This is a genomic window from Neisseria sp. P0009.S008 (assembly GCF_051958615.1).
GTDB lineage: Bacteria > Pseudomonadota > Gammaproteobacteria > Burkholderiales > Neisseriaceae > Neisseria > Neisseria subflava.
This window is the reverse complement of sequence record NZ_JBQCVG010000007.1, coordinates 25,198-51,808: the sequence shown is the minus strand read 5'-3', so window position 1 is coordinate 51,808 and position 26,611 is coordinate 25,198. Positions and strand designations below refer to the sequence as shown.

Annotated in this window: 18 protein-coding genes; 10 read left to right on the top strand and 8 right to left on the bottom strand. The window is 49.6% G+C overall.

The genetic code is table 11. The features are described 5' to 3' along the window. Positions 1–210 precede the first annotated feature (210 nt). On the bottom strand, positions 211–783 hold the full coding sequence (gene grpE / locus ACTHSQ_RS07135) for a nucleotide exchange factor GrpE (protein WP_308887835.1): 573 nt from the start codon (positions 781–783) through the stop codon (positions 211–213). Between the two features lie 150 nt (positions 784–933). On the opposite strand from grpE, the gene cysE reads away from it, so the two are divergent. Further along, positions 934–1,752: a serine O-acetyltransferase gene (cysE, locus tag ACTHSQ_RS07130; protein ID WP_049329088.1), complete on the top strand. Its 819-nt coding sequence runs from the start codon at positions 934–936 to the stop codon at positions 1,750–1,752. A 71-nt stretch (positions 1,753–1,823) separates the two neighbouring features. Here cysE and ACTHSQ_RS07125 read toward each other — a convergent pair whose 3' ends face one another. After that, positions 1,824–2,414: a tyrosine-protein phosphatase gene (locus ACTHSQ_RS07125; RefSeq protein WP_440371477.1), complete on the bottom strand. Its 591-nt coding sequence runs from the start codon at positions 2,412–2,414 to the stop codon at positions 1,824–1,826. A 125-nt stretch (positions 2,415–2,539) separates the two neighbouring features. Between ACTHSQ_RS07125 and mnmC the strand changes: the two genes are divergently transcribed. Next, the gene (mnmC, locus tag ACTHSQ_RS07120; protein ID WP_440371476.1) at positions 2,540–4,150 is read left to right on the top strand and encodes an FAD-dependent 5-carboxymethylaminomethyl-2-thiouridine(34) oxidoreductase MnmC; all 1,611 of its coding nucleotides are present in this window, start codon (positions 2,540–2,542) and stop codon (positions 4,148–4,150) included. 209 nt (positions 4,151–4,359) lie between these two features. Here the strand turns inward: mnmC and ACTHSQ_RS07115 are convergent, their stop codons facing one another. Together ACTHSQ_RS07115 and ACTHSQ_RS07110 are read right to left on the bottom strand one after the other, a co-directional pair. Next, entirely contained in the window at positions 4,360–6,597 is a 2,238-nt protein-coding gene (locus tag ACTHSQ_RS07115) for a TonB-dependent hemoglobin/transferrin/lactoferrin family receptor (RefSeq protein ID WP_440371556.1), read from the bottom strand. Between the two features lie 234 nt (positions 6,598–6,831). Next, complete coding sequence (locus ACTHSQ_RS07110) at positions 6,832–7,827, bottom strand: Slam-dependent surface lipoprotein (protein ID WP_137041075.1); 996 nt, start codon at positions 7,825–7,827, stop codon at positions 6,832–6,834. Between the two features lie 368 nt (positions 7,828–8,195). Here ACTHSQ_RS07110 and ACTHSQ_RS07105 point away from each other — a divergent pair, with 368 nt between their 5' ends. Further along, complete coding sequence (locus ACTHSQ_RS07105) at positions 8,196–9,740, top strand: surface lipoprotein assembly modifier (protein WP_003685257.1); 1,545 nt, start codon at positions 8,196–8,198, stop codon at positions 9,738–9,740. A gap of 120 nt (positions 9,741–9,860) precedes the next feature. Here the strand turns inward: ACTHSQ_RS07105 and ACTHSQ_RS07100 are convergent, their stop codons facing one another. Continuing rightward, positions 9,861–10,484, bottom strand: a complete 624-nt coding sequence (locus ACTHSQ_RS07100; RefSeq protein WP_003684843.1) for a biliverdin-producing heme oxygenase — start codon at positions 10,482–10,484, stop codon at positions 9,861–9,863. A gap of 403 nt (positions 10,485–10,887) precedes the next feature. Between ACTHSQ_RS07100 and ACTHSQ_RS07095 the strand changes: the two genes are divergently transcribed. The 3 genes from ACTHSQ_RS07095 to ACTHSQ_RS07085 are packed head-to-tail and all read left to right on the top strand — an operon-like array spanning position 10,888 to position 14,374. Further along, a complete protein-coding gene (locus ACTHSQ_RS07095; RefSeq protein WP_440371475.1) occupies positions 10,888–12,198 on the top strand; it encodes a PqiA/YebS family transporter subunit in 1,311 nt (436 codons plus the stop codon). Then, entirely contained in the window at positions 12,195–13,856 is a 1,662-nt protein-coding gene (gene pqiB / locus ACTHSQ_RS07090; RefSeq protein ID WP_440371474.1) for an intermembrane transport protein PqiB, read from the top strand. Before ACTHSQ_RS07095 ends, pqiB begins: the two co-directional genes overlap by 4 nt. Further along, positions 13,856–14,374: a PqiC family protein gene (locus ACTHSQ_RS07085; RefSeq protein WP_049352757.1), complete on the top strand. Its 519-nt coding sequence runs from the start codon at positions 13,856–13,858 to the stop codon at positions 14,372–14,374. The genes pqiB and ACTHSQ_RS07085 overlap by 1 nt, the downstream gene beginning before the upstream one ends. A 56-nt stretch (positions 14,375–14,430) precedes the next feature. Here the strand turns inward: ACTHSQ_RS07085 and ACTHSQ_RS07080 are convergent, their stop codons facing one another. Next, complete coding sequence (locus ACTHSQ_RS07080; RefSeq protein ID WP_440371473.1) at positions 14,431–15,141, bottom strand: GrxB family glutaredoxin; 711 nt, start codon at positions 15,139–15,141, stop codon at positions 14,431–14,433. Between the two features lie 87 nt (positions 15,142–15,228). On the opposite strand from ACTHSQ_RS07080, the gene ACTHSQ_RS07075 reads away from it, so the two are divergent. From ACTHSQ_RS07075 to putA, 4 genes are all read left to right on the top strand, one after another. Continuing rightward, the gene (locus tag ACTHSQ_RS07075; RefSeq protein ID WP_440371472.1) at positions 15,229–17,442 is read left to right on the top strand and encodes a RelA/SpoT family protein; all 2,214 of its coding nucleotides are present in this window, start codon (positions 15,229–15,231) and stop codon (positions 17,440–17,442) included. Positions 17,443–17,693: 251 nt separating this feature from the next. Continuing rightward, positions 17,694–18,488, top strand: coding sequence for a formate/nitrite transporter family protein (locus tag ACTHSQ_RS07070; RefSeq protein ID WP_049352763.1), 795 nt, complete (start codon positions 17,694–17,696; stop codon positions 18,486–18,488). 456 nt (positions 18,489–18,944) lie between these two features. After that, a complete protein-coding gene (gene putP / locus ACTHSQ_RS07065; RefSeq protein WP_440371471.1) occupies positions 18,945–20,471 on the top strand; it encodes a sodium/proline symporter PutP in 1,527 nt (508 codons plus the stop codon). A 225-nt stretch (positions 20,472–20,696) separates the two neighbouring features. Further along, positions 20,697–24,305 carry a bifunctional proline dehydrogenase/L-glutamate gamma-semialdehyde dehydrogenase PutA gene (gene putA / locus ACTHSQ_RS07060; RefSeq protein WP_440371470.1) on the top strand — a complete coding sequence of 1,203 codons (3,609 nt, stop codon included), beginning with the start codon at positions 20,697–20,699 and terminating at the stop codon, positions 24,303–24,305. A gap of 56 nt (positions 24,306–24,361) precedes the next feature. Here the strand turns inward: putA and nth are convergent, their stop codons facing one another. Both nth and nhaC read right to left on the bottom strand, forming a co-directional pair. Beyond that, positions 24,362–24,991: an endonuclease III gene (gene nth / locus ACTHSQ_RS07055; protein WP_440371469.1), complete on the bottom strand. Its 630-nt coding sequence runs from the start codon at positions 24,989–24,991 to the stop codon at positions 24,362–24,364. 137 nt (positions 24,992–25,128) lie between these two features. Continuing rightward, a complete protein-coding gene (gene nhaC / locus ACTHSQ_RS07050; RefSeq protein ID WP_049352769.1) occupies positions 25,129–26,508 on the bottom strand; it encodes a Na+/H+ antiporter NhaC in 1,380 nt (459 codons plus the stop codon). Positions 26,509–26,611: the final 103 nt, after the last annotated feature.

Genomic DNA, 26,611 nt, shown 5'->3' with positions numbered 1-26,611 from the left:
TTCAAGGCTTAATTTGAATTTTTTTTCAAATTAAATTCAAGTATTTGATTTATTTATCCACAAGCCGTTTATTCTTTTTTCAGACGGCCGGTTTTAATTTTCCGATTCCGGTTTATCGGAATGATTTTCCAATAGCGGAACATCGGGCTTTGAAACCGGATAAGGCCGTCTGAAGATTTTATGCTTGATAAACTTTATCAAGCGGTGCCTTCAATCTTCTTTTTTCGCCACGACAACCATCGCAGGGCGCAAAACGCGGTCGGATAATGTGTAGCCTTTTTTCATCACGCTGACGATGGTGTTCGGCTCTTGCTCGCTGACCACTGTCTGCATGGCTTGGTGGTAATGCGGATCAAGTTTCTCGCCTGCCTGAGGATTGACTTCTTTAATATGGGTGGCATCAAACGCTTTTTGCAACTCGTTCAAAGTCATTTGCACGCCCATTTTCAGGGCATCGAAATTACCGCTTTGGTCGAGCAGCGCCATTTCAAGGTAGTCTTTGACAGGCAGCATTTCGGCCGCAAATTTTTGTCCGGCGAATTTATGGGTATCGGCGATTTCTTGCTGATGGCGGCGGCGCAGGTTTTGCTCGTTTGCCAAACCGCGCAGCTCGCTGTCTTTGAGCTGGCCTTCCAACTCGGCAATACGCGCCTGCAGATCTTCGTAAGTCGGCTCGGCTTGTACTTCGGCTTGTTCGGTTTCAACTGCTTCAGCAGTTTCTACGGCTGCCGCTTCTTCGGCTTCGTTTTGGTGTTGTTCGTTACGATCCGTCATTTCTGACATCCTTTTAGAGTGTTAGCATTCAATAACCCATATATAAGGCCGTCTGAAAAAACTTCAAGCATTTGAACGTCGATTATCAAATGCCTTGTTAAAAGACATTGGAAAACGGTAAGATAGCCATCTGATTTTATTCTTCAGACGGCCTCGAATATGAAAAAAGACCATTTGAATTCAACCGATTTTAATCTGTGGCACACCATCCGCGAAGAAACCGAAGCGGCCGCCGCGGCCGAACCGATGCTGGCGAGCTTCCTGCATCAAACCGTGTTGCGCCACGATTCTCTCGATTCGGTACTTGCCTACCATCTTTCCAGCAAGCTCGGCAGCCCGATTATGGATGTGCGCGCGCTGTTTGAAATCTATCAGCAGGCTTTGAGCGTGGACACCCGTATCAGCAAATGCGTCGAGGCCGACTTGAAAGCCATTTATGAGCGCGACCCGGCTTGTGATGAATATTCGCTGCCGCTGTTGTATTTCAAAGGTTTCCACGCCGTACAGGCACACCGCATCAACCACTGGCTCTATCAAAACGGCCGTAAAACGCTGGCGTATTTTCTGCAAAACCGCATGTCGGAAGTCTTCGGTGTCGATATCCACCCGGCCGCCCGTTTCGGTCACGGCCTGATGCTCGACCATGCCACCGGTTTTGTGGCCGGCGAAACTGCCGTCTTGGGCAACAATATTTCCATCCTCCACGGCGTAACGTTGGGCGGTTCGGGCAAAGAAAGCGGCGACCGCCACCCGAAAATAGGCGATGGCGTGATGATTGGTGCGAATGCTTCGATTTTGGGCAACATCCGCATCGGCGAAAATGCCAAAATCGGCGCAGGCAGCGTGGTGGTTGCCGACGTACCGTCTTCGATTACCGTTGTCGGCGTACCGGCCAAACCGGTTGGCCGCTCGTCCAAAACCCCGTCTGCCGATATGGATCAAAACATTCAATTATCGACTACGGATTTTGTGATTTAAGCAATCTGCCATTTAAAAGGCCGTCTGAAAACAAATCTTTCAGACGGCCTTTTATCATTTAAATCTTGGTGTTAACCGCGTTTGCGCAAGGCTTCCAAGTGCGTTTTAACCTGCTTGACTTTCTCTTCGGTAAACAGGTTGGCAATGTTTTTCCAAATGCTGTGATAACCGTAAGGCCCGTGCTGCATTTCGGCTTTTGCCTCTTCCGCTGTCCAGCCTTGATAAATGATGCGGTACATTCCGGCAATCAAACCGGTACGGTCTGCGCCGTGATAACAATGGATAAGCACTGCGCCGTTTTGCTGTTGTTTTTCAATTAAGTATAGGATTTCCGCAATCTCTTTCGGCTTAATGCTCCATGACAGCAACGGACGGTTTAGCAAGGTCAAACCATACGCTTTCAAATGGTCGTCATCGTTGCGGTCGAAAAAGCGCAAGTTGACCACGCTTTGAATGCCCAGTTTGACGATGGCTTCGCTATCTTCGGCAACAGGCTGCTCGCTGCGGTAAAGCTTGTCGTCGATACGATAAAGGTTAGCATCGTGTTTGACGGGGGTTGCCCAACGCTCGGACTGAACGGCTTTGCTGCCGTTATCCGGCGGCACGGACGAGCAAGCGATGGGCAAGCCAGAAGCGAGAAGACACAACAAAAGACGGCGCATAAAATTCCTGTATGAAAATCAATTGGAAATCAAAATATCATGCGATTCTCTCAAAACCCGTTCGGATATTCTATCCGCGCAAACCGCGTTACAATAAAGCCTCTTTTTTCAGACGGCCTTTCATCATGACCTACCTTGCTTGGAACACCACGCCTTCCCTTGCTACCCTTTGCCGCGCAATCGAACAACATACCGTACCGCTTTATTTGATTGTCTGCCTGCCTGAAAACCGTATTCCCGATTTTCCGCTGTCAAATCATCCCTCCGAGCTTGAAGGCCGTCTGAACAACCGTCTCGCTCAAGCCATGAAATGCCTTCAGTTCAACAGCGTCAATGTTTTAGAAAACCTATTGTCTGATGTGCATCTCTGGCTGGTTCCGCCACACCGCGCCGACCGCTTACACGAACATTTCCCTCATATCGAATGGCAAACCGAAGCCATACCCCAATCCGCTCCTATTCCTCTAAAACCTTGGTTCAGACGGCCCGAACATCAAGCCGCGCCCGAACACATCCTGATTATCGGCGCAGGCATTGCCGGCGCAGCGACTGCGCGCAAACTGGCGGAGCATGGCGTACGCGTTACGGTTTTGGAGGCAGGCAAAGCGGCGCAGGCAGGCAGCGGCAACCGCCAAGGCTTGCTCTACGCCAAAATCTCGCCACACGATACCGAACAAACCGAGTTGCTGCTGACAGGCTACGGCTACACGCGCCGATTGCTGGAAGACTTGCTGCCCGACTCCGACGTATGGGGCGGCGACGGCGTATTGCATTTGAATTTTGATGACAGTGAACGCAAACGCAATCAGGCCTTGGGTTTGCAACACCAGCATAAACACCTCTACCGCAGCGTATCTGCCGAAGAGGCTGCGTCCATCGCAGGCATAGACGTATTTTCAGACGGCCTTTACTGGCCGCAAGGCGTATGGCTGAATCCGCCCGCCGTTGTACATACCTTATTGAATCATCCGCTGATTGAGTTGCACGAACATTCGCCGCTGACCGCAGTATCACATGACGGCACACAATGGACGGCACACACGCTGGACGCGCATTTCAACGCCAGCCATATCGTTTACTGTATGGGCGCGCACAGCCCGACTGCCGCCGACACCAACGTCTCCGCCCTGCCTTTCCGCCAAATCCGCGGACAAACCGGCGTTGTATCCGCCAGCCCGTTTTCACAAAAACTGCGTTGCGCCATTTCCGGCGAAAGCTACATCAGCCCGAGCTGGCAAGGCTGCCACTGCTACGGCGCGACATTTGTCCTCAACAGCAACGATGAAACTTGGTATCCGCATGAAGAAACCGAAAACCGCGCTGCCCTGCACCAACTCAATCCGCCATTGGCACAATCCCTGTTTGAGCAAGACTCGTTTTCAGACGGCCTTCAAAGCACACAAGGCCATGCTGCCCTACGTTGCGACAGCCTCGACCACTTGCCCGTTGTCGGCGCACTCGGCGACATCGCCGCCATGCAGTCCGCTTACGCCAAGCTGGCATTAGACAAAAACTACCGCCTCGACAATATCCCCTGCCCTTACCTGCCCAATGCCTACATCAATACGGCACACGGCACGCGCGGACTGGCGACAGCCCCCATCTGCGCCGCCGCCATTGCAGCCGAAATACTCGGCTTGCCGCATCCGCTATCGCAAAGGCTGAGAGCCGTGCTGCACCCCAACCGCGCCATCATCCGCGCGATTGTTCGGCAGCAGCCGTTGTTATCCGTTTAAAGATTTCGTTTTAAATAAAAAAGGCCGTCTGAAAGTCATCAAAACTTTCAGACGGCCTTTAGCTATCCGTTAACTGCTTAGAATTTCCATTCCAAAGACACGGCATAGTTGCGACCTGGGGCGCGGTAGCGGTCTAAACCTTTGCCATCGCGGTCAACGCCGTTGGTGGTGCTGTAGCTGTACCAACCTTCCTTTCTGTTCTAATTACCTTAGAACTTGGCTTCAAGCGTGAAGTTGTAGCTTCTGCCGGGAGAGGTGAAGCGTTCTATACCGGCATGGGTTTTGTTGTCAACGCGGTTGACTGTACCGAATTCGCGGATGCTGCGCAGCGATTCCCAAGTGTAGTATTTTTTGTTGCCGATATTGTACGCACCGGCGCGCAGGGTGAAGTATTTGCCCAAGTTGACGTAGCCTGTCAGGTCGAAAAGCGTATAGGCTTTGCTGTGCTTGGCAAATGGCCATGGGTTGTTCAAATCATCACTGCTGTGAACGGTGTCAGACGGTTTTTTAGCTGCAGTGTGTGTCAGGTACGCATTGATACCCCAGCGTTTGGAAGGAGCGTCGTAGCCCAGATTGTAAACGGCAGACCACGGCGAAAGTGCGTTAATCGGGGTTTCCTGTTCGTTGGTCTGTTTGGCTTTGCCTTTGATGTAGCTGACATTGACACCTGCGTGCGTACCTTGCGGCAAACCGATGCTGTCGAGGTTCCATGTGCCGTTAAATTCCAAACCTTTCACCCATGCGGAGGAACGGTTTTGGTTTTGCCAAACGGGTGAGCTGACCAATGCGGTACCGTCGGAAATCGGCGCATAATTAGGGCTGTTGGGGTTGTCTGAGGACACGCCCATGTAGGTCAGTTCGATAAAGTTGCGGTAGCGGGTTTGGAAGCCGGAGAGTTTAAAGTTTCCGGCTTTGCCACTGCCGGCAAGTCCCAGCTCGAAGTTTTTGGCGGTTTCTGCCTTAAGGTTAGGGTTTGCTTTAAGGTAGAAGTCAGGATGCGGGAACAATAGCCAGGTTTCGTCCGAAGTCGGCGCGCGGAAGCCTGTACTGTATTTCGCCAGAAGATTCAAATGTGGAGTAAATTTCCAGTCTAATCCTAAGCCGTAGCTGAAACCGCTGTGTTTACGCTCGCTGCCAAGATAGGGGATTTGACCGCGGATGGCAGGGGTATAGTTGGGGTTGTCCTTGGCTTTGCTGCTGCTGTTGTCGTAGCGAAGCCCGGCATTGAGGCGGTATTGGCTGCTGTCGCCGAATTGGAAGGTGTTGTTCCAGTAGGCAAAACGGTTTTTGGAGGAGCTTTCGACCAGCATAGTCAATTCTTGGTTGTTGGACGTTTGATATTTCGGGTCGTATAGGCGTACCCAATAGCTATGGTCGCTATTACCGTTGTCGTTTTTAGAACCGCCCAATCCGTATTGCATAGCCCATACCGATTTGGAGAAGTCGATTTGTTTTTCGGTGTCTACACTATATTGTGCGGTCTTTTGACGGATGTTGCGGAACATATGATATACGTCGCTATTGATACCGTTTTGGGCGTAATCGGTCGGCAAGTCCCAAGTCCAGGTACTCATGTCGATGGTTTGACGGTCGTAACGCAGGTTGAGGCTGTCCCATGGTCCTTGGTCAAGTTGGTTTTTGTATTCGAAACCGATGCGTTTGCGGTAGGAAATATCTTGACGGGAACGGGTATCGCCCAGAGCCTCACCTTTCCAGTTTGCCGCCCACATATTGGATAATTCAGTCGTCGTGCGGTCGGTGCGTGAATCCTCGTAAATCCAACCGATACGGTTTTTATCGTTGAAGTTGTAACCCAGTTTGAATAAGGTGCTTTTGTTTACCCAATCTTGTGGATCGGGTTTGCTGCGGGCTACGCCGCGGCTGCCGTAGTTGGTGCTGCCGGCATTCGGGTTCCAGCTTTGTTTGTTGTCGGTGATGACGGTATCGGCAGCGTCGCTGTTGTTTTTGGTTTCTTTACCGAAACGGCGGGTATAAACCATCAATGCATCCAGACCCAGCCAAGTTCCTGCGGCGGTTATGCTGCTGAATTTCTGGCTGTTGCGTCCGATATAGCCGCCTTTAATGCCCAAATGGTAGGGCTTTTCTTCGGAAACATAGTCGCTTGCGGATTTGGTTTTATAGTTGACGGCACCGCCCAATGCACCGCTGCCGGATTTGAGCGAGTCCGCACCTTTGGTGAGGGTTACTTCCGAGAAATTTTCGGGTTCGGAAGTGTTGCGGTTGGCATTGAAGTTGCCGTATGCGCCGAACAACTCTTGGAATGCTTCAGACGACCTGCTTTCTGCTTGTGCCAGTCCGTCCACGTTGATGGCAACGCGGTCTTTATCGACACCGCGTATGGTAAAACCGTTAGAACCTGAGCGCCCGCCTTCAACGACGCTGATGCCCGGATCGTAACGCACCAAGTCGCTTTCATCGGAGACCATTTGTTTATCCAAAGCCTGACGGCGGATTTTCTCTTCACCGAGTTTTTGTACTTTGCGGCCGCCAATGACTTTGACTTCATTCAACTCCTGATAAGCTTGAGGAATAGGATCGGCCGCTAAGGCAGGGAAAGTTTGGCTGACAATAGCTGCCAGCAGTACAGGTTTAAAATGGAAGGACATTTTTTGCCTCTTAATATATATTGATTATCTATTATTGGAATGCTTGATGTGCAGTTACTGGCTGACAGGTGTCAAGCTTGTATCTGTCGTATTGCGGTCTGATGAATTTTCTACGCCGCCAAATACAGTATCTAACGATTTGTCAGCATCGAAGGTAACTTTGCCGCCTATGCTGACTTCTGTTTTATCGCCGCCTTTAAACTGACCGAAGAATTTTCCTTCGACTTTGCCGTTTTTACCGTCAGATTCGGCAGTGCCTGAGAAATCAACGCCGTTAATGCCCACATCTTTCATTACGACGTCCGGACCGTAATCCGCATTACCTAAAATCGTGCCGCCGAGTTTGTTGGTGTTGAAATTGGCTGTCAGCAGTGAAAGTTTGGGAGCGGTTTTTTCAGACGACCCGGAGGATTTGCCCGGATCGTAGGTTGAGGTAACGATATTGCCGTTGCGGACGCGGACTGCCCAAACTTCGTATGTGGTCTTGCCTTTTGCCACAGTACTGTCTGACGGAGTGTAATAAGACGGTTTCGCCGTGCCAACAGGTTTACCGCCGACGAACAGGTCTGCCGTGCCGTCTGAACTTATCCATGCGCCGAATTTGAGGTGATCATGTTTGGTTGCGGGCGCGTAGGTGAACTGTCCGGAACTGCTGCAACAAACAAACAGCTTTCCACCTTCGGATAAAGGCTGACCTTCGTGGCGTGTACGCAGGGCATAAGATGGGCTGGAGTAAGAGGGGACAATCGGGTCGGAATATGAGCTGATGTTGTAATAGTTGCCTGAAGGGGTTTGATAGACATATTGCTTATCGGTATAGCTGCCCCATGATGTTTTTACTTCGAGCTCCGCTTCATGCAGGCTGCCACCTTTTCCGGAAAGGGTATTGATGGTCTGTATCGCACTGCTTTCATCGCTCAGCTTAACATTGGCGATAGGTTGCGCTGTCGGAATAGCAACGGGAACTTTGGGTTCAGATGCACCTCCACCTGCACATGCAGTCAAAATAAAGGTAGTTGCAATGGGTACTATAAATACATTAATTTTCATAACCAATTTCTCTAAATACAAGCTTCTCAAATACAATAATGATAAGTATTACTAATAATATGAAATATTGTGTAACAAATATTTTATTTTAGCAATACCAATATTTTCTCTATCAGTAGTTAGGGTGAATCTTTATGCTATCTTCTCTCTGTTAAATATATTTACGTAATTTATAATCCTATAAAAATAAATAAGTTATATATATTTCGTAAATTTGCCGTTATAATGATAAATCTAAATACGAATCTGTATTTTTTATGCAAAAATAAAATTACCTGAGATGCCTCAGGCAGTTTTATGATAAGAGCAAATCCCTTATTAGAAACGGTTTGCCCTGCAATATATACATATATTTCGGATGACTTTAAATGCTAAAAATAAAACAAAAAATTGTCTCAGCTTCTTTGTGCTACCTATTGCCGTCAGCAGTCTTTGCTGAATTTCCCGAAGAGGGTGTTCGGCAGAATATTTCTTCTCAGAATACTGCTGTACAAGTACAACAGAAACAATGGTTAGATATTTTATCTGAGGAAGAAAGGTCGCCTGAAAAGAATGAGAATATAGGCAGACCGACTCTGATTAACGATGATTTTTTAGCGTCAAACCCGCATATTCTTGAAGACGCACTGGTTCAAGCACTTAACGGCAATAGCGCAGACCTGGTTTCCTCGCTTGTTGCCCTTTACCGCAAACAGCAGCCCAACCACAATCCCAAACTGATTGCACGTGCCGATGCTTTGCTGGCAAAACTGAAAGGACGGACTTCCGAAGCGGTCGAACGTTATCGTACCCTTTATGAATCTGACGTTTCAGACGACCGCATATTGTTGGATTTGGCAGCAGCAGAGTTTCAGGACTATCGCTTGGGTGAGGCAACGATGCATTTTCGTCATGCCGCGCAACGCGATATACCTGCCCCCGTTTTGGAAAATGTCAAACGTTTTCAAGAAGCCGTTAAACGGCAGACCGAATGGAAATGGTCTGGCGGAATCAGCCCTGTGCATAACGATAATGCCAACAACGCTGCTCCGCGTTATTGCATCGAAACAAGAGGGCAAACCGCATGCAGTGTTACCCTACCTGTCAGTGCCAACGGCTTGAATTACGAATTGAACACCGAAAAACTTACCCCATTGTATGGGCATCACGCCATCAAATTCCGCGCCAACCTCAGCGGCACAAGCTATTTTTTCGACCGCCAATCGGCTTACGACGATGCGTTCGGCAGAGCTTATTTGGGCTGGCAACGCAAGGACGGCAAACAAACCGTCAGCGTTTTACCGTTTTATCAGGCACAGTTGGCAGGCAGCAGCGAGTTTGACAGCAAAAAAGAAAATAAACGCCGCGCCGCGCCGTATATGCTGGCACACGGGGTTGGCGTACAGCTTTCGCATATGGTCAATCTCAGTAACGCGACACAACTTTATTACTCGTTGGAACGCTACCGCCAAAACTATCGGGAAACTGATCGTGCGCTGCGTAACGACGGTTGGCACGACAGTACCTATCTCTCCCTGGCGCGCCGTTTTGGCAGAACGACTCTGTTCGGTGGTTGGCAATACAACCGCTTTGTTCCTGAAAACAAAAGCATACACAATGCCGTCAACAATGCGGCCTACCACCGCAACGGTTTCAATATAGGTTGGATACAGCAATGGCAGGTTTTAGGTGAGCTTAACAGCAGACTTACCGCTTCATTTGCCAACCGCCACTATAAAGGCATTATGGCATTCGGTACGGAGCCGCAACACAACCGGGAGCACTCCCTCTCTATCAACCTTAGTCACAACAAATTATCTTACAAAGGCATTACCCCTACTTTGAATTATAGTTATAGTCACATCCGTAGCAATGCACCATATGCAATGCGTAATATTCATCAATGGTCATTAGGTGGTGAATGGAATTTTTAAAGGAAAATCAAATCTGAGTAGGTGTAAGACAGCAACCCGTTCAAACAAAACTTTGTAGTGTAATTAAAGGCCCCTGCAAACATCTACGCCGAGACCTTGTCTGTTTGATTTAATTATTTTTTAGAGTCTGTGCGGTGTCATACCTTCAGGCGCTTCTGCACCTTCCGGCAAACCGAAGGTTTCGCGCAAAATCACTTTATAGAAAGCAAATGCTTCGCGCGCACCTTGAATGGCTTCCGCCTCGGCTTCAGGAGTCAAGTTCAAAGCGTTCAGATGCTCGACAAAAGCGCGCCAGTGTTTGCCGCGGCCGTTTGGATGCGGAGCCAGATGGCGTGCGCCGAATTCGCCGGTGTATTCGAGTTTTTGAGCGTGTTTGAACAAGAATGCCGCGCCCAAATTAGAACCTTCGGCGCAATACAGCCAGCCGATGGCTTTATTGCCGGTTTCGTGTGGCAATTCTTTGTCAAATTGGTAAGGCTCTTCACCCAAGTCTTTCAAGTCTTGAGTCACGGCATCGTAACGCGCCATGTATTCAAGCTCTGGAATGGCTTTGTTCAATTCGGCATCTTTATAGATATGGTCAACAGCCTTGTGGAAAACAGATTGAAGTTTCAAGAATTTGATGTAGTTTTCTTTGCTGGAAAAAGGTTGAACGGACATAACCAAGTTATCAACGCTGTCGTGCGTTGTCGTGGTTTGCTCTTTCAAGCGTTTGGCAAAAGTCAGCTCTTGGGTCTCACTCATGATATTTCCTTTGAATAAGGGACAAATGGTTTCAGACGGCCTTTATGGTTAAAAATACCGTCTAATTTGAAAAGAATCGTTTTAAAAACAAAGAAGATAATTTTTAGCCTGCTTCAGGTTCGTTGACCGTGTACCTTCCACAAATCTACAAGGATTATCGTGTTTTCAAATATTGAGAATATATCTTATTTTTATCCTAATGGCAATAAACCAAACTAAGACCTATTAATAAAATTTAACAGCCCATAGCAATAATCTTCCAAAGTCTTTTCAAACTTTTCAGACGGCCCAAACCTTATTAAACAGCCGCTATTCAATCCAATATCAACCTAAATTTGGGCTATCCTTCTGTTTTCCTTTATAATGCGACACTCTTTGCACCTTCTTTATCCCCTGCCGAACCATGAAACGGATTCCTGCCTACCATCGCTGGTGGCGCTACAAGTCTTATCTTCCTGATGCGACGCTGCCTGCACATACGGTGGAATGCCCGGATTGCGGCTGCCGTATGGATATTCCGCGCCTGCGTCAGGGGCAGGAAGCGCATTGTCCGGTGTGCAACCATGAAATCGTGGAAGTGGAAAACAATCCGTATATCGCGCCGATTGCCTATGCGCTGACAACCTTGATTCTGATGGCGTTCGCGTACAATATGGTGTATATCCGCGTCGATTTGTTCGGCGTGACATCGATTTTGTCGTTGCCGCAAATGATGCGGCTTTTGATTTCGCTGGATTATGGTTTTCTGGCAGAAGTGATGTTTATCCTCACCTTCGGCGCGCCCTTACTGTTTTTACTGCTCTGCCTTTATGTTTATACGGCTTTGATACGCGAAAAGGCCTACCCTGCGCTGCGCTTTGCAACGCGTGTATTGGTGCGGCTGCGTCATTGGATTATGGTGGATGTGTTTTTTATTTCCACTCTGGTGGCGTATATCAAGCTCTCGTCCGTTGCTACGGTAGAATTCGGCTCGGCGTTTTATCTGATGTTTCCGTTGTCGGTCATGCTGATTCGGACTTCGGTATCGATTCCGCAGCATTGGGTTTATTATAAGATTCACCGTTTAACCGGCGGCCATGCGGTTCAGACGGCCACTGAAGACAAAATCTGTTGCAGCCGTTGCCTGTATTTCCGCAATAAAGACGAGCAGCCTTGCGGCGTATGCGGTGCGGACTTATACCGCCGCCGCCCGAAAAGCCTGAGCATTTCGCTGGCATTTTTAATGGCGGCGTTTATCCTGTATTTCCCTGCCAACATCCTGCCGATTATGATTTCGTCCAATCCGACGGCTTTGGAGATCAACACGATTTTTAACGGCATTGTTTATATGTGGGACGACGGCGACCGATTGATTGCCGTGATTATCTTTAGTGCCAGTATTATGGTGCCGGTTTTGAAGATTATTGCAATGGCGGTTTTGATTTATTCCGCATACTTCAAACCTGTGATGAGCGCGGACAAGATGTCGGTTTTGTATCGGATTACCGAATCCATCGGCCGCTGGTCGATGATTGATATTTTTGTGATTATTATTTTGATGAGTTCGTTTCACACCAATATGGCGCGCGTCGTGCCGGGTGGTGCGGCGATTTACTTCTGCCTGGTCGTTATTTTGACCATGCTTTCGGCCTATTACTTCGATCCCCGTCTGATTTGGGACAAGCAACAGCAGCTTTCAGACGGCCTTGATTCTGACCAGACCTTAACACAATGAAAAAACACGATTCTTCACCCAATTATCACGCCCCGGCGCGTGTCAAGAAAACCAATGTCTTCACGTCTATAGTGTGGCTGATTCCGCTGATTGCGCTGATTGCCGGCGGCTGGCTTTTGGTTAAAGATATCCGCAACCGCGGCCCTGTCGTTACGCTGTTGATGGACAGCGCCGAAGGCATCGAGGTCAACAACACCGTTATTAAGGTGTTGAACGTCGATGTCGGACGCGTTACCCGCATCAAATTGCGCGACGACCAAAAAGGCGTGGAAGTCACTGCGCAGCTCAGCGCGGATGCCAAAGACCTTATCCGCAGCGATACCCAATTTTGGGTAGTCAAACCGCGTATCGACCAAAGCGGCGTTACCGGCTTGGGAACCTTGCTTTCCGGCTCATATATCGCATTTACACCGGGCAAAAGCCAAGAAACCAAAGACGTATTTGTCGTGCAAGACATTCCGCCGATTGCCGCCATCGGTCAAAGCGGCCTGCGCCTGAATTTGATTGGCAAAAACGACCGCATCCTCAACGTCAGCAGCCCGGTTTTATATGAAAACTTTATGGTCGGCCAAATAGAAAGCGCGCATTTTGACCCGTCCGACCAAAGCGTGCATTACACCATCTTCATCCAAAGCCCCAACGACAAACTGATTAATTCCGCCAGCCGTTTCTGGCTGGAAAGCGGCATTAATATCGAAACCACAGGCAGCGGTGTCAAACTCAATTCTGCCCCTCTGCCTGCCCTGCTGTCCGGCGCGATTTCCTTTGACTCGCCTAAAACAAGCGACAGCAAAAACGTTAAAAGCGAGGATAGCTTCACGCTTTACGACAGCCGCAGCGAAGTTGCCAACCTGCCTGACGACCGCTCGCTGTACTACACCGCATTTTTCAAACAATCCGTCCGCGGCCTGTCTGCCGGTTCTCCTGTCGAATACAAAGGCCTGAATGTCGGCGTGGTTTCCGATGTCCCTTATTTCGACCGCAACGACAGCCTGCACTTGTTTGAAAACGGCTGGATTCCCGTACGCATCCGCATCGAGCCTTCCCGTTTGGAAATCAATGCCGACGAGCAAAGCAAAGAGCATTGGAAACAACAATTTCAGACGGCCTTAAACAAAGGCCTGACCGCCACCATCTCCAACAACAACCTGCTGACCGGCAGCAAAATGATTGAGTTGAACGATCAGCCTTCTGCCTCGCCTAAGCTGCGACCGCATACCGTTTATGCAGGCGATACCGTTATCGCAACCCAAGGCGGCGGTTTGGACGATTTGCAGGCAAAAGTGGCTGATTTGTTAGACAAGTTCAATAATCTGCCATTGGATAAAACCGTTGCCGGCTTGAACGGTTCGCTTGACGAACTCAAATCCACCCTCAAATCTGCCAATGCCGCCCTAAGCTCCATTGACAAACTGGTCGGCAAACCGCAAACGCAAAACATCCCCAACGAGCTGAACCAAACCCTAAAAGAATTGCGCCAAACCCTGCAAGGCGTATCACCTCAATCGCCTATCTACGGCGACGTACAAAATACGCTGCAAAGTTTGGACAAAACCTTAAAAGACGTTCAACCCGTGATTAATACTTTGAAAGAAAAACCCAACGCGCTGATTTTCAACAGCAGCAGCAAAGACCCTATACCGAAAGGAAGCCGATAATGCGCCTCTTCCCGATTGCCGCCGCCCTGACGCTTGCCGCCTGTGGCACTGCGCAAAGCACACAATATTTCGTTCTGCCCGACAGCCAGTATATCCGACCTGCTACGCATGGCAGCGAAATTGCGGTTAAAGTCAACCTTGCCGAACCGCTTGCCAACGGCGGCCTCGTTTACCAAACCGATGCCTATCATGTGAATCTGGCGAAAAACCACCTTTGGGCGGCACCGCTCGATGGCGCGTTGGCAGCAAACCTCAGCAACAAGCTCAACCGCCTCAATCCACATCGCACCTTTGTGCCTGCTTCACGCAGCCAAAGCAGCCAAACCCTGAAAATCTATATCGAAGCCTTCCAAGGCAGCTATCAGGGGCAGACCACCATCAGCGGTTATGCACAATGGCCGGACGGACGCAGCAAACCGTTTAACGCCGTCACGCCGCAACAAGGCGACGGCTATACTGCCATGCTCGAATCGTTGGAAAACGGTTTGTCACAGGTTGCCGATACAATTGCTTATTAAATAAAAGGCCGTCTGAAAGATGTTCAGACGGCCTTTTTTTATGTTTCAAACATTCATTACAACGCGCGGTCAAAATACAAAGCCACGCCGGAACGCTCACTCATCGCCAACAAATAATCCATCAATTTTTGCGGCCATTGAATGCCGCGCACAACGGTCAGGTTACGCAAAATAGGGAACGTCAGGATATCTTCCAAACTGATTTCACCGCCCAAGCCCTCGCCTTCGCACACCAGCGCTTCCAGTTCGGCCAAGTCTTGATGCAGACGCTCCAAATATTGCGCCGTTTTGTTCAGATTAGTCTCGAAATTGCCGATACTTCTCTCTTTTTTGTCGATAAAGTATTTTTTCGCTTCATCGGTCTCAAATTCAGGCAGACTGATTTTGACCATGCGCGGCTGTACCAATTTGTTATTGTATTCGCCCACTTTGTCCAACCACGCCTGAACCTCGGGACGAACCATTTCTTTCAGACGGCCTTGATCGATGTAACGGACAATATCCAAACTCTCGCCCATAAACGAACCGTCTTCTTTTTGCAGAATCGGCACTTGTTTTGAACCAATCATACCAATCGGCGTAGCTTCGTCATCGTTTGCCAAAACAACCTCTTCCACCGCCACATCGCGCAAGCCGTAAATCATCCGCGCACGGACGCAAAACGGGCAATGGTCGTAAATATACAGTTTCATCGAAATACTCCTTAAAATTTCAAAACGGTTAACCATAACACCCAAAGCCGTCTGAAACAAGGTGTCCTGAAACATAGTGCCACATTCGTATACAAATCTAGGGCAGTCGGCAATAAACTGTTACAATAGCAACGTTTTTATCAAAAAGAAAAAACGCACGCCATGACCACTATTCGCCAAACGCCCCAAACATCGAGTGCAACGCTGGAAGGCCTACTCGCATGGTTCGACGGCTATGTTGCCGCGCTGCCCGATTCCGATAAAAACCTGATTCAGACGGCCTTTGACTTAGCTAAAGAACATTACCCCGCCGATGCACTAACGACTTACGGCGAGCCATTGATGGAACATTTCCTCGGATCGATGCAAATCGTCAGCGAACTCGACCTTTTGCCCGATGCCGTGGCCGCTACGATTTTGTCCGACATCGGTAAATACGTTCCCACTTGGCACGAATTGGTTACCGAACGCTGCAACAGCACCGTTTGCGAACTGGTCAAAGGCGTGGACGAAGTACAGAAACTAACCCAATTCGCACGCGTGGACAGCCTTGCCACGCCGGAAGAACGCGGCCAGCAGGCCGAAACCATGCGTAAAATGCTGTTGGCGATGGTTACCGACATCCGCGTCGTCCTGATCAAACTGGCGATGCGTACGCGCACCCTCCAATTCTTAAGCAATGTTCCCGACAATCCTGAAAAGCGTGCGGTTGCCAAAGAAACCCTCGATATTTTTGCCCCGCTCGCCAACCGCTTGGGCGTGTGGCAACTCAAATGGCAGCTCGAAGATCTGGGCTTCCGTCATCAAGAGCCGGAAAAATACCGCGAAATCGCCCTGCTTTTGGACGAAAAACGCACCGAGCGCCTCGAATACATCGAAAACTTCCTCAATATCCTGCGTACGGAACTGAAAAAATACAATATTCATTTTGAAGTTGCCGGAAGACCGAAGCACATCTACTCCATTTACAAAAAAATGGTGAAGAAAAAGCTCACTTTCGACGGCTTGTTCGACATCCGCGCCGTACGGATTTTGGTGGACACCATTCCCGAGTGTTACACCACGTTGGGCATTGTCCACAGCCTCTGGCAGCCGATTCCGGGCGAGTTCGACGACTATATCGCCAACCCGAAAGGCAACGGCTATAAAAGTTTGCACACCGTCATCGTCGGTCCGGAAGACAAAGGTGTGGAAGTCCAAATCCGCACCTTCGATATGCACCAATTTAACGAATTCGGTGTTGCCGCCCACTGGCGTTATAAAGAAGGCGGCCGTGGCGATTCTGCCTACGAACAAAAAATCGCTTGGTTGCGCCAACTCCTAGACTGGCGCGAAAACATGGCCGAAAGCGGCAAAGAAGACCTTGCCGCCGCCTTTAAAACCGAGCTGTTCAACGACACGATTTACGTTTTGACTCCGCACGGCAAAGTCCTCTCCCTGCCTACGGGCGCTACCCCGATTGACTTTGCCTATGCCTTGCACAGCAGTGTAGGCGACCGTTGCCGCGGCGCAAAAGTCGAGGGACAAATCGTGCCGCTGTCCACGCCTTTGGAAAACGGTCAACGCGTTGAAATCATTACCGCCAAAGAGGGGAACCCTTCCGTCAACTGGCTCTACGAAGGCTGGGTTAAATCCAACCGCGCCATCAGCAAAATCCGTGCCTACATCCGCCAACAAAATGCGGATACCGTGCGAGAAGAAGGCCGAGCCCAGTTGGACAAACAGTTGTCAAAAATCTTCCCCAAACCCAATCTGCAAGCATTGGCGGAAAAACTCGGCTTCAAAAAAACCGACGAACTCTATACGGCCATCGGTCAGGGCGAAGTTTCCAACCGCGCCATCCACAAAGCCTGCGGCGCGCTGAATGAACCGCCTCCTGTGCCGATTGATGAAACCAATATCGTCAAGCAGTCCAAAATCAAAAAAGGCGGCAAAAACGGCATTTTGATTGACGGCGAAGACGGCTTGATGACCACGCTTGCCAAATGCTGCAAACCGGCACCTCCGGACGACATTATCGGTTTCGTTACGCGCGACCGCGGTATTTCCGTCCACCGCAACACCTGCCCTTCTTTCCGCCACCTTGCCGAACAGTCTCCTGAAAAAGTATTGAATGCAAGCTGGGCAGCCTTGCAAGAAGGACAAGTGTTTGCCGTCGATGTTGAAATCCGCGCCCAAGACCGCTCCGGTTTGCTTCGCGACGTTTCGGATGCACTGGCGCGTCATAAACTCAACGTTACCGCAGTGCAAACCCAATCGCGCGATTTGGAAGCCAGTATGCGCTTTACCCTTGAAGTCCGCCAAGTCAACGACCTGCCGCGCGTATTAGCCAGCTTGGGCGACATTAAAGGCGTTTTAAGCGTAACGCGCTTGTAGTTCTAACGCACCAAGCAAATCCCTAGGCCGTCTGAAAGCAACTTTTTCAGACGGCCTTTTAAGTTTTTAACACACCAATATCTCAACACCTCAACTTATCTTTCTTAAAAAGTCAGCCGCAGCCTTAACCGCTTCAATATATAACCCCCTCTTCTATTCTTACAACCAGTCGTTATTTCCTACCGGCATCATTCTCAGGCAAACTTATTATTCTCATGATAAACAAGATATTTCCAATTTAAGGGAGCTTCATGGATACACGAGATTTGTACCCTCACGAGATTTTGCAGGAAGCCATCGGCAAGAGCTGCGCCAAGTCTGAGTTCAGCATCAAAATGTTGGTGATTTTGAGTTTTTTAGGTGGCGGCTATGTCGGCTTCGGCTATCTTGCCTGCCTGCGCGTCATCAGCGGCATTCCTGCCGAATGGAACGGCCTGGCCGCCCTTTTGGGCGCGTCTGTGTTCCCGATTGCGCTGATTTGTATCTTAATCGGCGGCGGCGAGCTGGCAACAGGCAATATGATGATTATGGCTTTGGGCAGATTGACCGGCCGCGTCAGCACCTACAAACTGGTACGCAACTGGCTCATCGTCAGCTTGGGCAATCTGGCAGGCGCCGTTGCCATGGCCTATTTCCTCGGCCACTACGTCGGCCTGGCAGAGGGGGCGGCTGCGGCGAAAACCATTGCCATCGCCGAAGCCAAAGTTAATATGGACTTTGGCCGTGCATTCGTTTCCGCTGTCGCATGTAACTGGATGGTGTGCATGGGTATTTGGTTCTATTTCGGCTCACGCCATACTTCAGGCCGTATTTTGGCAACTTGGTTTCCGGTCATGATCTTCGTGTTAATCGGCTTCCAACACTTTGTTGCCAATATGTTCATCATTCCGGCCGGTATTTGGGCGGGCGCAAATGTCAGCTGGGGTCAATTTTTCTACAATATGATTCCCGTCTTCTTGGGCAATGTCCTCGGCGGATCGTCTTTTGTTGCCGCTTTCTATCTCTTCGCTTATAAACATTTGTTAAAAGATGATTTTTCTATTTAGTTCAAGCTGACTCGCTACCCCGTATTCATCAGAAATACGGGGTAGTGCCGTTATCAGGCCGTCTGAAAACGCCTTTTCGTGTCGCATAATTACGCTTTCTCTCTGCGTAACGTTTCATTTATAGGAAAGATAGTTTCATTGTCTTTCCTTTTCTCCAATTTAAGATAATTTTTGCAATCTTTTGTTTTCAAATGACTTCCCCTCAAAAGCACTACGATTTTTCATAAAGCCCGTGTTCCGTGCTTTGCAAAACAAAAAATTTACTGTATTCTGAATTTAATTATTTACAATTTAATGCGGATTGGTTATATATCCTATTGTATTTGAAAATAATTTATCCTGACTCTCTCGTGAAAAACAGGATTTTTAAGCTGTATTTTTATTAGAAAAAAGTTTGGGTACGAATTGCTTGCAATTTCAAAACCCGTATTTATAAGTTAGATGAGGAATAAGTACATGAATCCCATGTATATCACTTTCGCGATCTATTTGGTCGCCGTATTACTGATTGGCCTCGCCGCCTATTTTTCAACACGCAACTTCGACGACTACATTCTCGGCGGCCGCAGCTTGGGTCCGTTCGTGACCGCGATGTCTGCCGGTGCTTCCGATATGTCAGGTTGGCTTTTGATGGGCTTGCCAGGTGCCATTTACCTGAGCGGTTTGAATGAAGCTTGGATCGCCATTGGTCTGATTGTGGGTGCATACCTCAACTGGCTTTTGGTTGCAGGCCGTCTGCGCGTACATACCGAATACGCCAACAACGCGCTGACGCTTCCTGATTACTTCTTCCACCGCTTCGGTGCCGGCGGTCACTTGATGAAAGTGGTTTCTGCACTGATTATCTTGTTCTTCTTCACTATTTACTGTGCTTCAGGCATCGTAGCCGGTGCTACCCTGTTCCAAAGCCTGTTCCACGGTCTATCTTACACTCAAGCCATGTGGCTGGGTGCCGGCGCAACCATCGCCTACACTTTCTTGGGCGGTTTCTTGGCAGTAAGCTGGACCGATACCCTGCAAGCTTCTTTGATGATTTTTGCATTGGTACTGACTCCTATCATGGTGTACTTGGGTTTGGGCGGTGCAGATCAAATGAATGCTGCCATCCAACAAGTTGCCGCCTCTACCGGTAAAGAATACGGCAGTCTGTTTGCCGGTACTACTTTCATCGGCATTATCTCTACCGCCGCTTGGGGCTTGGGCTATTTTGGTCAACCACACATTTTGGCTCGTTTCATGGCTGCCGAAAGCGCTAAATCTCTGGTTTCTGCACGCCGTATCGGTATGACTTGGATGATTCTGTGTATGGCCGGTGCCGTGGCTGTCGGCTACTTCGGTATCGCTTACTTCGGCGCCAACCCTGCCCACGTTGACGAAATGAACGGCAACCACGAACGTATCTTCATCGCTTTGGCTACCCTGCTTTTCAACCCTTGGATTGCCGGTATCATCTTGAGCGCGATTCTTGCTGCTGTAATGTCTACCCTGTCTTGCCAATTGTTGGTTTGCTCCAGCGCGATTACCGAAGACTTCTATAAAGGCTTCCTGCGTAAAAACGCCCAACAAGCTGAATTGGTATGGATTGGCCGTGTAATGGTATTGGCTATCGCCGTGATTTCCATCCTGATTGCTTCTGACCCTGAAAGCAAAGTATTGGGCTTGGTAGCTTACGCATGGGCCGGCTTTGGTGCTGCATTTGGTCCGGTTGTTATCCTGTCTGTTTTGTGGAAACGCATTACTGCCTACGGCGCACTCTCCGGCATGATTGCTGGTGCGCTGACTGTGGTTGTTTGGGCTGAGTGGATTAAAAAACCTGCTTTGGCCGCACAAGAAACAGGCTTCTCTACCGTTTATGAAATCGTTCCCGGCTTCATCATTTGTACCCTCGTGATTGTTTTGGTCTCCCTGATCGACAAAAAACCTTCACGCGAATTGCAAGAACGTTTCGAAAAAGCAGACGCAGAATACCGCGCCTCTAAATAAAACGTTTTCAGACGGCCTGCATGATTCGGTGCAGGCCGTCTTTACGAAATAAACTGTTTCAAAATAATCTGAGCCTTATCAGAAAAAACAGCAATTTATGCGGATGCATCTTGTATCCGCATCATAATTTTATTACGATATTACTATCTTTCAGAATGCCTGTTTTAGCAGTCTTAATTCAGGCCGTCTGAAACCATGAAAAAAAACCTTTGGAGAACATAAATAATGTTTAACTTCGCTTTTCCAACACAAACTCCTCTGCGTCAAGCTGTAACTGATGCCTACCGCCGCGATGAAATCGAGGCCGTTCAGGATATGTTGCAACGTGCACAGATGACCGACGAAGAGCGCAATGCCGCCTCCGAGCTTGCCCGTCGTTTGGTTACTCAAGTCCGCTCCAGCCGCACAAAAGCAAGCGGAGTAGATGCCTTGATGCACGAATTCTCTCTCTCCAGTGAAGAAGGTGTTGCACTGATGTGTCTGGCCGAAGCCCTGCTGCGTATTCCAGACAATGCAACCCGCGACCGCCTGATTGCCGACAAAATCTCCGAAGGCAACTGGAAAAGCCACTTGAACAACAGCCCTTCCCTCTTCGTAAATGCGGCTGCATGGGGTCTGTTGATTACCGGTAAACTGACCACCAACACTTCTGAAAAAAACATGGGTTCTGTACTGAGCCGCATGATCAGCAAAGGTGGCGCTCCTCTGATCCGTCAAGGTGTGAACTACGCAATGCGCCTGTTGGGCAAACAGTTCGTAACCGGCCAAACCATTGAAGAAGCGCTACAAAACGGTAAAGAGCGCGAGAAAATGGGTTACCGCTTCTCTTTCGATATGTTGGGTGAAGCCGCATACACAGAAGAAGATGCCAACCGCTACTACAACGACTACGTTCAAGCCATTCACGCCATCGGCAAAGATGCCGCAGGCCAAGGCGTTTACGAAGGCAACGGTATCTCCGTTAAACTTTCCGCCATCCACCCACGCTACTCACGCGCCCAACACGAACGCGTTATGAGCGAACTGTTGCCACGCCTGAAAGAATTGTTCCTTTTGGGTAAAAAATACGATATCGGTATCAACATCGACGCCGAAGAAGCCAACCGTCTCGAATTGTCTTTGGACTTGATGGAAGCTTTGGTTTCCGACCCTGACTTGGCAGGTTACAAAGGTATCGGTTTCGTTGTTCAAGCCTACCAAAAACGTTGCCCGTTCGTTATCGATTACCTGATCGATCTGGCACGTCGCAACAACCAAAAACTGATGATCCGTTTGGTTAAAGGCGCATACTGGGACAGCGAAGTGAAATGGGCTCAAGTAGACGGCATGGACGGCTACCCGACTTACACCCGTAAAGTCCACACAGATATCTCCTACCTCGCCTGCGCACGCAAACTCTTGGATGCGCAAGATGCCGTGTTCCCACAATTTGCCACCCACAACGCCTACACTTTGGGCGCAATCTACCAAATGGGTAAAGGCAAAGACTTTGAACACCAATGTCTGCACGGCATGGGCGAAACCCTGTACGACCAAGTGGTCGGCCCGCAAAACTTAGGCCGCCGCGTACGCGTGTATGCCCCGGTCGGCACACACGAAACCCTGCTTGCCTACTTGGTACGCCGCCTGTTGGAAAACGGTGCGAACTCTTCTTTCGTGAACCAAATCGTTGACGAAAACATCAGCATCGACCGCCTGATTAAGAGCCCGTTCGACACCATCGCCGAACAAGGCATCCACCTGCATCCGGCATTGCCTCTGCCGCGCAATTTGTATGGCAAAGACCGTCTGAACTCTCAAGGCGTAGATTTCAGCAACGAAACCGTATTGCAAAACCTGCAAGAAAAACTCAACCAAGCTTCTTCCGAAGACTTCCACGCCGCTTCCATCGTCAATGGCGAAGCGCGCAATGTGGGTGAAGCACAACCTGTCCGCAACCCTGCAGACCACAACGATGTTGTCGGTACTGTCAGCTTTGCCGATGCCGCATTGGCTCAAGAAGCTATTGGTGCAGCCGTTGCCGCCCTGCCTGAGTGGAGCGCCAAACCTGCTTCAGAACGCGCCGACTGCCTGCGCCGTTTTGCCGACCTCTTGGAACAACACACGCCTGCATTGATGATGTTGGCCGTCCGTGAAGCCGGTAAAACCCTGAACAACGCCGTTGCCGAAGTACGCGAAGCCGTTGACTTCTGCCGCTACTATGCCAACGAAGCTGAAAACACCCTGCCTAAAGATGCCAAAGCTGTCGGCGCAATCGTTGCCATCAGCCCATGGAACTTCCCATTGGCCATCTTTACCGGCGAAGTGGTTTCTGCATTGGCCGCCGGTAACACCGTTATTGCCAAACCTGCCGAACAAACCAGCCTGATTGCTACTTACGCCGTTTCCCTGATGCATCAAGCCGGTATTCCAACTTCTGCGCTGCAACTCGTACTCGGCGCAGGCGATGTCGGCTCTGCCCTGACCGGCGATACCCGCATCGGCGGCGTGATCTTCACCGGTTCTACCGAAGTAGCACGCCTGATTAACAAAGCACTGTCCAAACGCGACGACAACCCTGTCCTGATTGCCGAGACCGGTGGTCAAAACGCGATGATTGTGGACTCTACCGCCCTGCCGGAACAAGTCTGCCTCGACGTATTGAACTCTGCCTTCGACAGCGCAGGCCAACGTTGTTCCGCTCTACGTATCTTGTGTGTTCAAGAAGATGTTGCCGATAAAATGGTCAACATCATCAAAGGCGCAATGGACGAATTGGTTGTCGGCAAACCAACCCAACTGACCACAGACATCGGCCCTGTCATCGATGCTGAAGCCCAACAAAACCTGTTGGCCCACATCAACCGAATGAAAGGCGTAGCGAAGGCTTACCACGAAATCAAAACTGCTGCCGACGTTGATAGCAACAACTCTACTTTTGTTCGTCCAATCCTATTTGAATTGAACAACTTAAACGAGTTGCAACGCGAAGTGTTCGGTCCTGTATTGCACGTTGTCCGCTACCGCGCCAGCGAATTGGATCAACTCATCGACCAAATCAACGCCAAAGGCTATGCTTTGACCAGCGGTGTACACAGCCGTATCGAAGGTACTGTCGAACACGTCCGCGACCGCATCGAAGCCGGCAACATCTATGTTAACCGCAACATCGTCGGTGCCGTTGTCGGCGTACAACCTTTCGGCGGTCACGGCTTATCCGGTACCGGTCCTAAAGCGGGCGGTCCATTCTATCTGCAACGCTTGGTTCGCACTCCTGAATGGATTGCGCCAACCCTCAGCCGTATCGGCCAAGCAGACGAAGACGCGCTCAAATGTTTGGAAACTCTGGTTCACAAACTACCGTTTAATGCAGAAGAGAAGAAAACTGCAGCCGCAGCTTTGGGTCACGCACGAGTTCGCACTCTGCGCAAAGCCGAAACCGTATTGGTCGGCCCGACCGGCGAACGCAACTCATTGAGCTGGCGCTCTCCGAAACGTGTTTGGGTACACGGCGGTACTCTGTTGCAAGCCTTCTCCGCCCTGACCGAGCTGGCAGCCGCAGGCATTCAAACCGTTGTTGAGCCAAACAGCCCACTGGCTTCCTACTCAGCCGATTTGGACGGTTTGTTGCAAGTCAACAGCAAACCTGAAAACGCAGGCATCAGCCATGTTGCCGCCATCGAGCCTTTGAGCAGCGAGCGCAAACAAGAGTTGGCCGGCCACGACGGTGCGCTTATCCGAATTCTGCCTTCCGAACAAGGTCTGGACATCCTGCAAGTATTTGAAGAAATCTCTTGCAGTATCAATACTACCGCTGCCGGTGGTAATGCCAGCCTGATGGCAGTTGCCGACTAATCGTAGCCAAATCAAAGGCCGTCTGAAATTCAGACGGCCTTTTTTATGTTTTTTATTTACATTTTTGCCGGATATTCGCACAAATCATTAATCAGACATTTGCTGCATTGCGGTTTTAAAGCCTTGCACGTATAGCGGCCATGCAAAATCAACCAGTGATGGGCATCCATCAAAAATTCTTTGGGAATAAAGCGCATCAGCTTGTCTTCAACTTCGCGCACATCCTTGCCGGGCGCGATTTTGGTGCGGTTGGCCACACGGAAAATATGGGTATCGACCGCCATAACAGGTTGCCCGAATGCAGTATTCAACACCACATTGGCTGTTTTACGGCCAACACCGGGCAAAGATTCCAAAGCCTCTCGGTCGGCAGGTACTTCACCGTTGTATTTCTCCAGCAAAATACGGCAAGTCTGCATGATGTGCTTGGATTTGGTTTTGTAGAGGCCTATGGTTTTGGTGTACTCCATCACGCCGTCCAGCCCCAAATCCAACATGGCTTGCGGCGTATTGGCAACGGGAAAGAGTTTGGCAGTCGCTTTGTTTACGCCGACATCAGTTGCCTGCGCGGACAATAAAACGGCGATAAGCAGCTCAAACGGTGAACTAAAGTTCAACTCGGTAGTCGGATGAGGATTAGCAGCGCGGAAACGCTCGAAAATTTCTTGGCGGATTTTTTTGTTCATTGTTTAGATTATTTTTTTATTGGCGCAGCAATTATAGTGAAATCATGCTGATACGGCTACTTCAAGTAAAACAAGGCCGTCTGAAATTGTTTTCAGACGGCCTTGTTTTATAAAAGCATTGCTGTTTTAAATGCGGTTTACTTCTTACTCAAAGTCAGCCCTGTCCAACCAAACACCAGCGTCAGAGCCAAGCTCAAGTAGCAGAAGAAGGCATAAGGCAGGTATTCCCAAACAGGCACGCCCAAGGCATGGCTGATAAATACGCCGCAGACGCTCCAAGGCACCAACGGGTTGATGACCGTACCCGCATCTTCCAGCGTACGGGCAAGGTTGCGCGAATGCAAACCAAGCTTGTCATAAACCGGCTTAAAGGTTTCTCCGGAAAGCAGGATACTCAAATATTGCTCGCCAATCAGGAAGTTGACACCGACCGATGTCATGGCGACGCTGAAAGTAGCGCGTCCGGCATTGGTCAGGAACGCACGAATGGCTTCCAGCAAAGACGGAATCACACCAATGCTGAACAACAGGCCGCCCAAGCTCATGCCGAGTATCACGATGGTTTGCGTAAAGAACATGCTTTCCAAGCCGCCGCGAGAAATCAAACGGGCAATATCTTTAAATGCTTCGCCTTCGAGTTTGTATCCGCTGTAAAACCACGCGCCCAGCTGTTTCAAATCAGGCGTACTGTGGAAGTAAGTCACAATCAGCGCCACTATAACGGTAAACAACATGGCTACAATGGCATTCACGCGCATCAGGGCAAGGACAACCAGCAAGGCAAACGGAATCAACGAATAGGCATGCACCAAACCGGTTGCTTCCAATTGCGCGCGGAAAGCTTCGACGCTGTTCATGTCATGCGCGGCAACATTGGGCAAGAGCCACAACATCAACGCCGCACTGATCAACCACGCAGGCACAGTGGTGTACATCATGTTTTTGATGTGTTCGAACAAATCAATGCCGACAATCGAAGCGGAAATACCGGTCGTATCGGAAAGCGGCGACATTTTATCGCCAAAGAATGCACCCGATACAATCGCGCCTGCCGTCATCGCCATATCGGCATGAAACGCAGCCGCCATACCCATAAATGCCACGCCGACAGTTGCACAAGTCGTCAAACTGCTGCCGATGGAAATACCGATGATTGAGCAAAGCGCAAACGCCGAGAAATAAAAATAAGTCGGCGAAATCAATCCGAAACCGTAATACATCAGCGTCGGAATCGCACCGCTCATCATCAGCGCGCTGACCATCAGGCCGATAAAGAAAAACAGATAAATCGCGCCCATGCCCTGCCCGACCGCGCCTATCATACCGTTTTGCATATCTTGATATTTCAAGCCGCGCATCAAACCGTACAACAGCAAGACCACAATCGCCGTCACAATCGACATATGCGGCAACCATTCAAGCGAAATAATCGTATAACCCATTGCCGCCACCAAAGCGAAAGCCACAGCGATGGCCTCAAAGCGCGGCATATTAAGTAAGGATTTGAAAGCAAACATTGTTCTTTGCCTTTTTAATAAGTATTTAACAGATTTTAGCATAACAGGCCGTCTGAAACCCGATTTTCAGACGGCCTGCCTGTTATTTTATAAAAACAGCTTC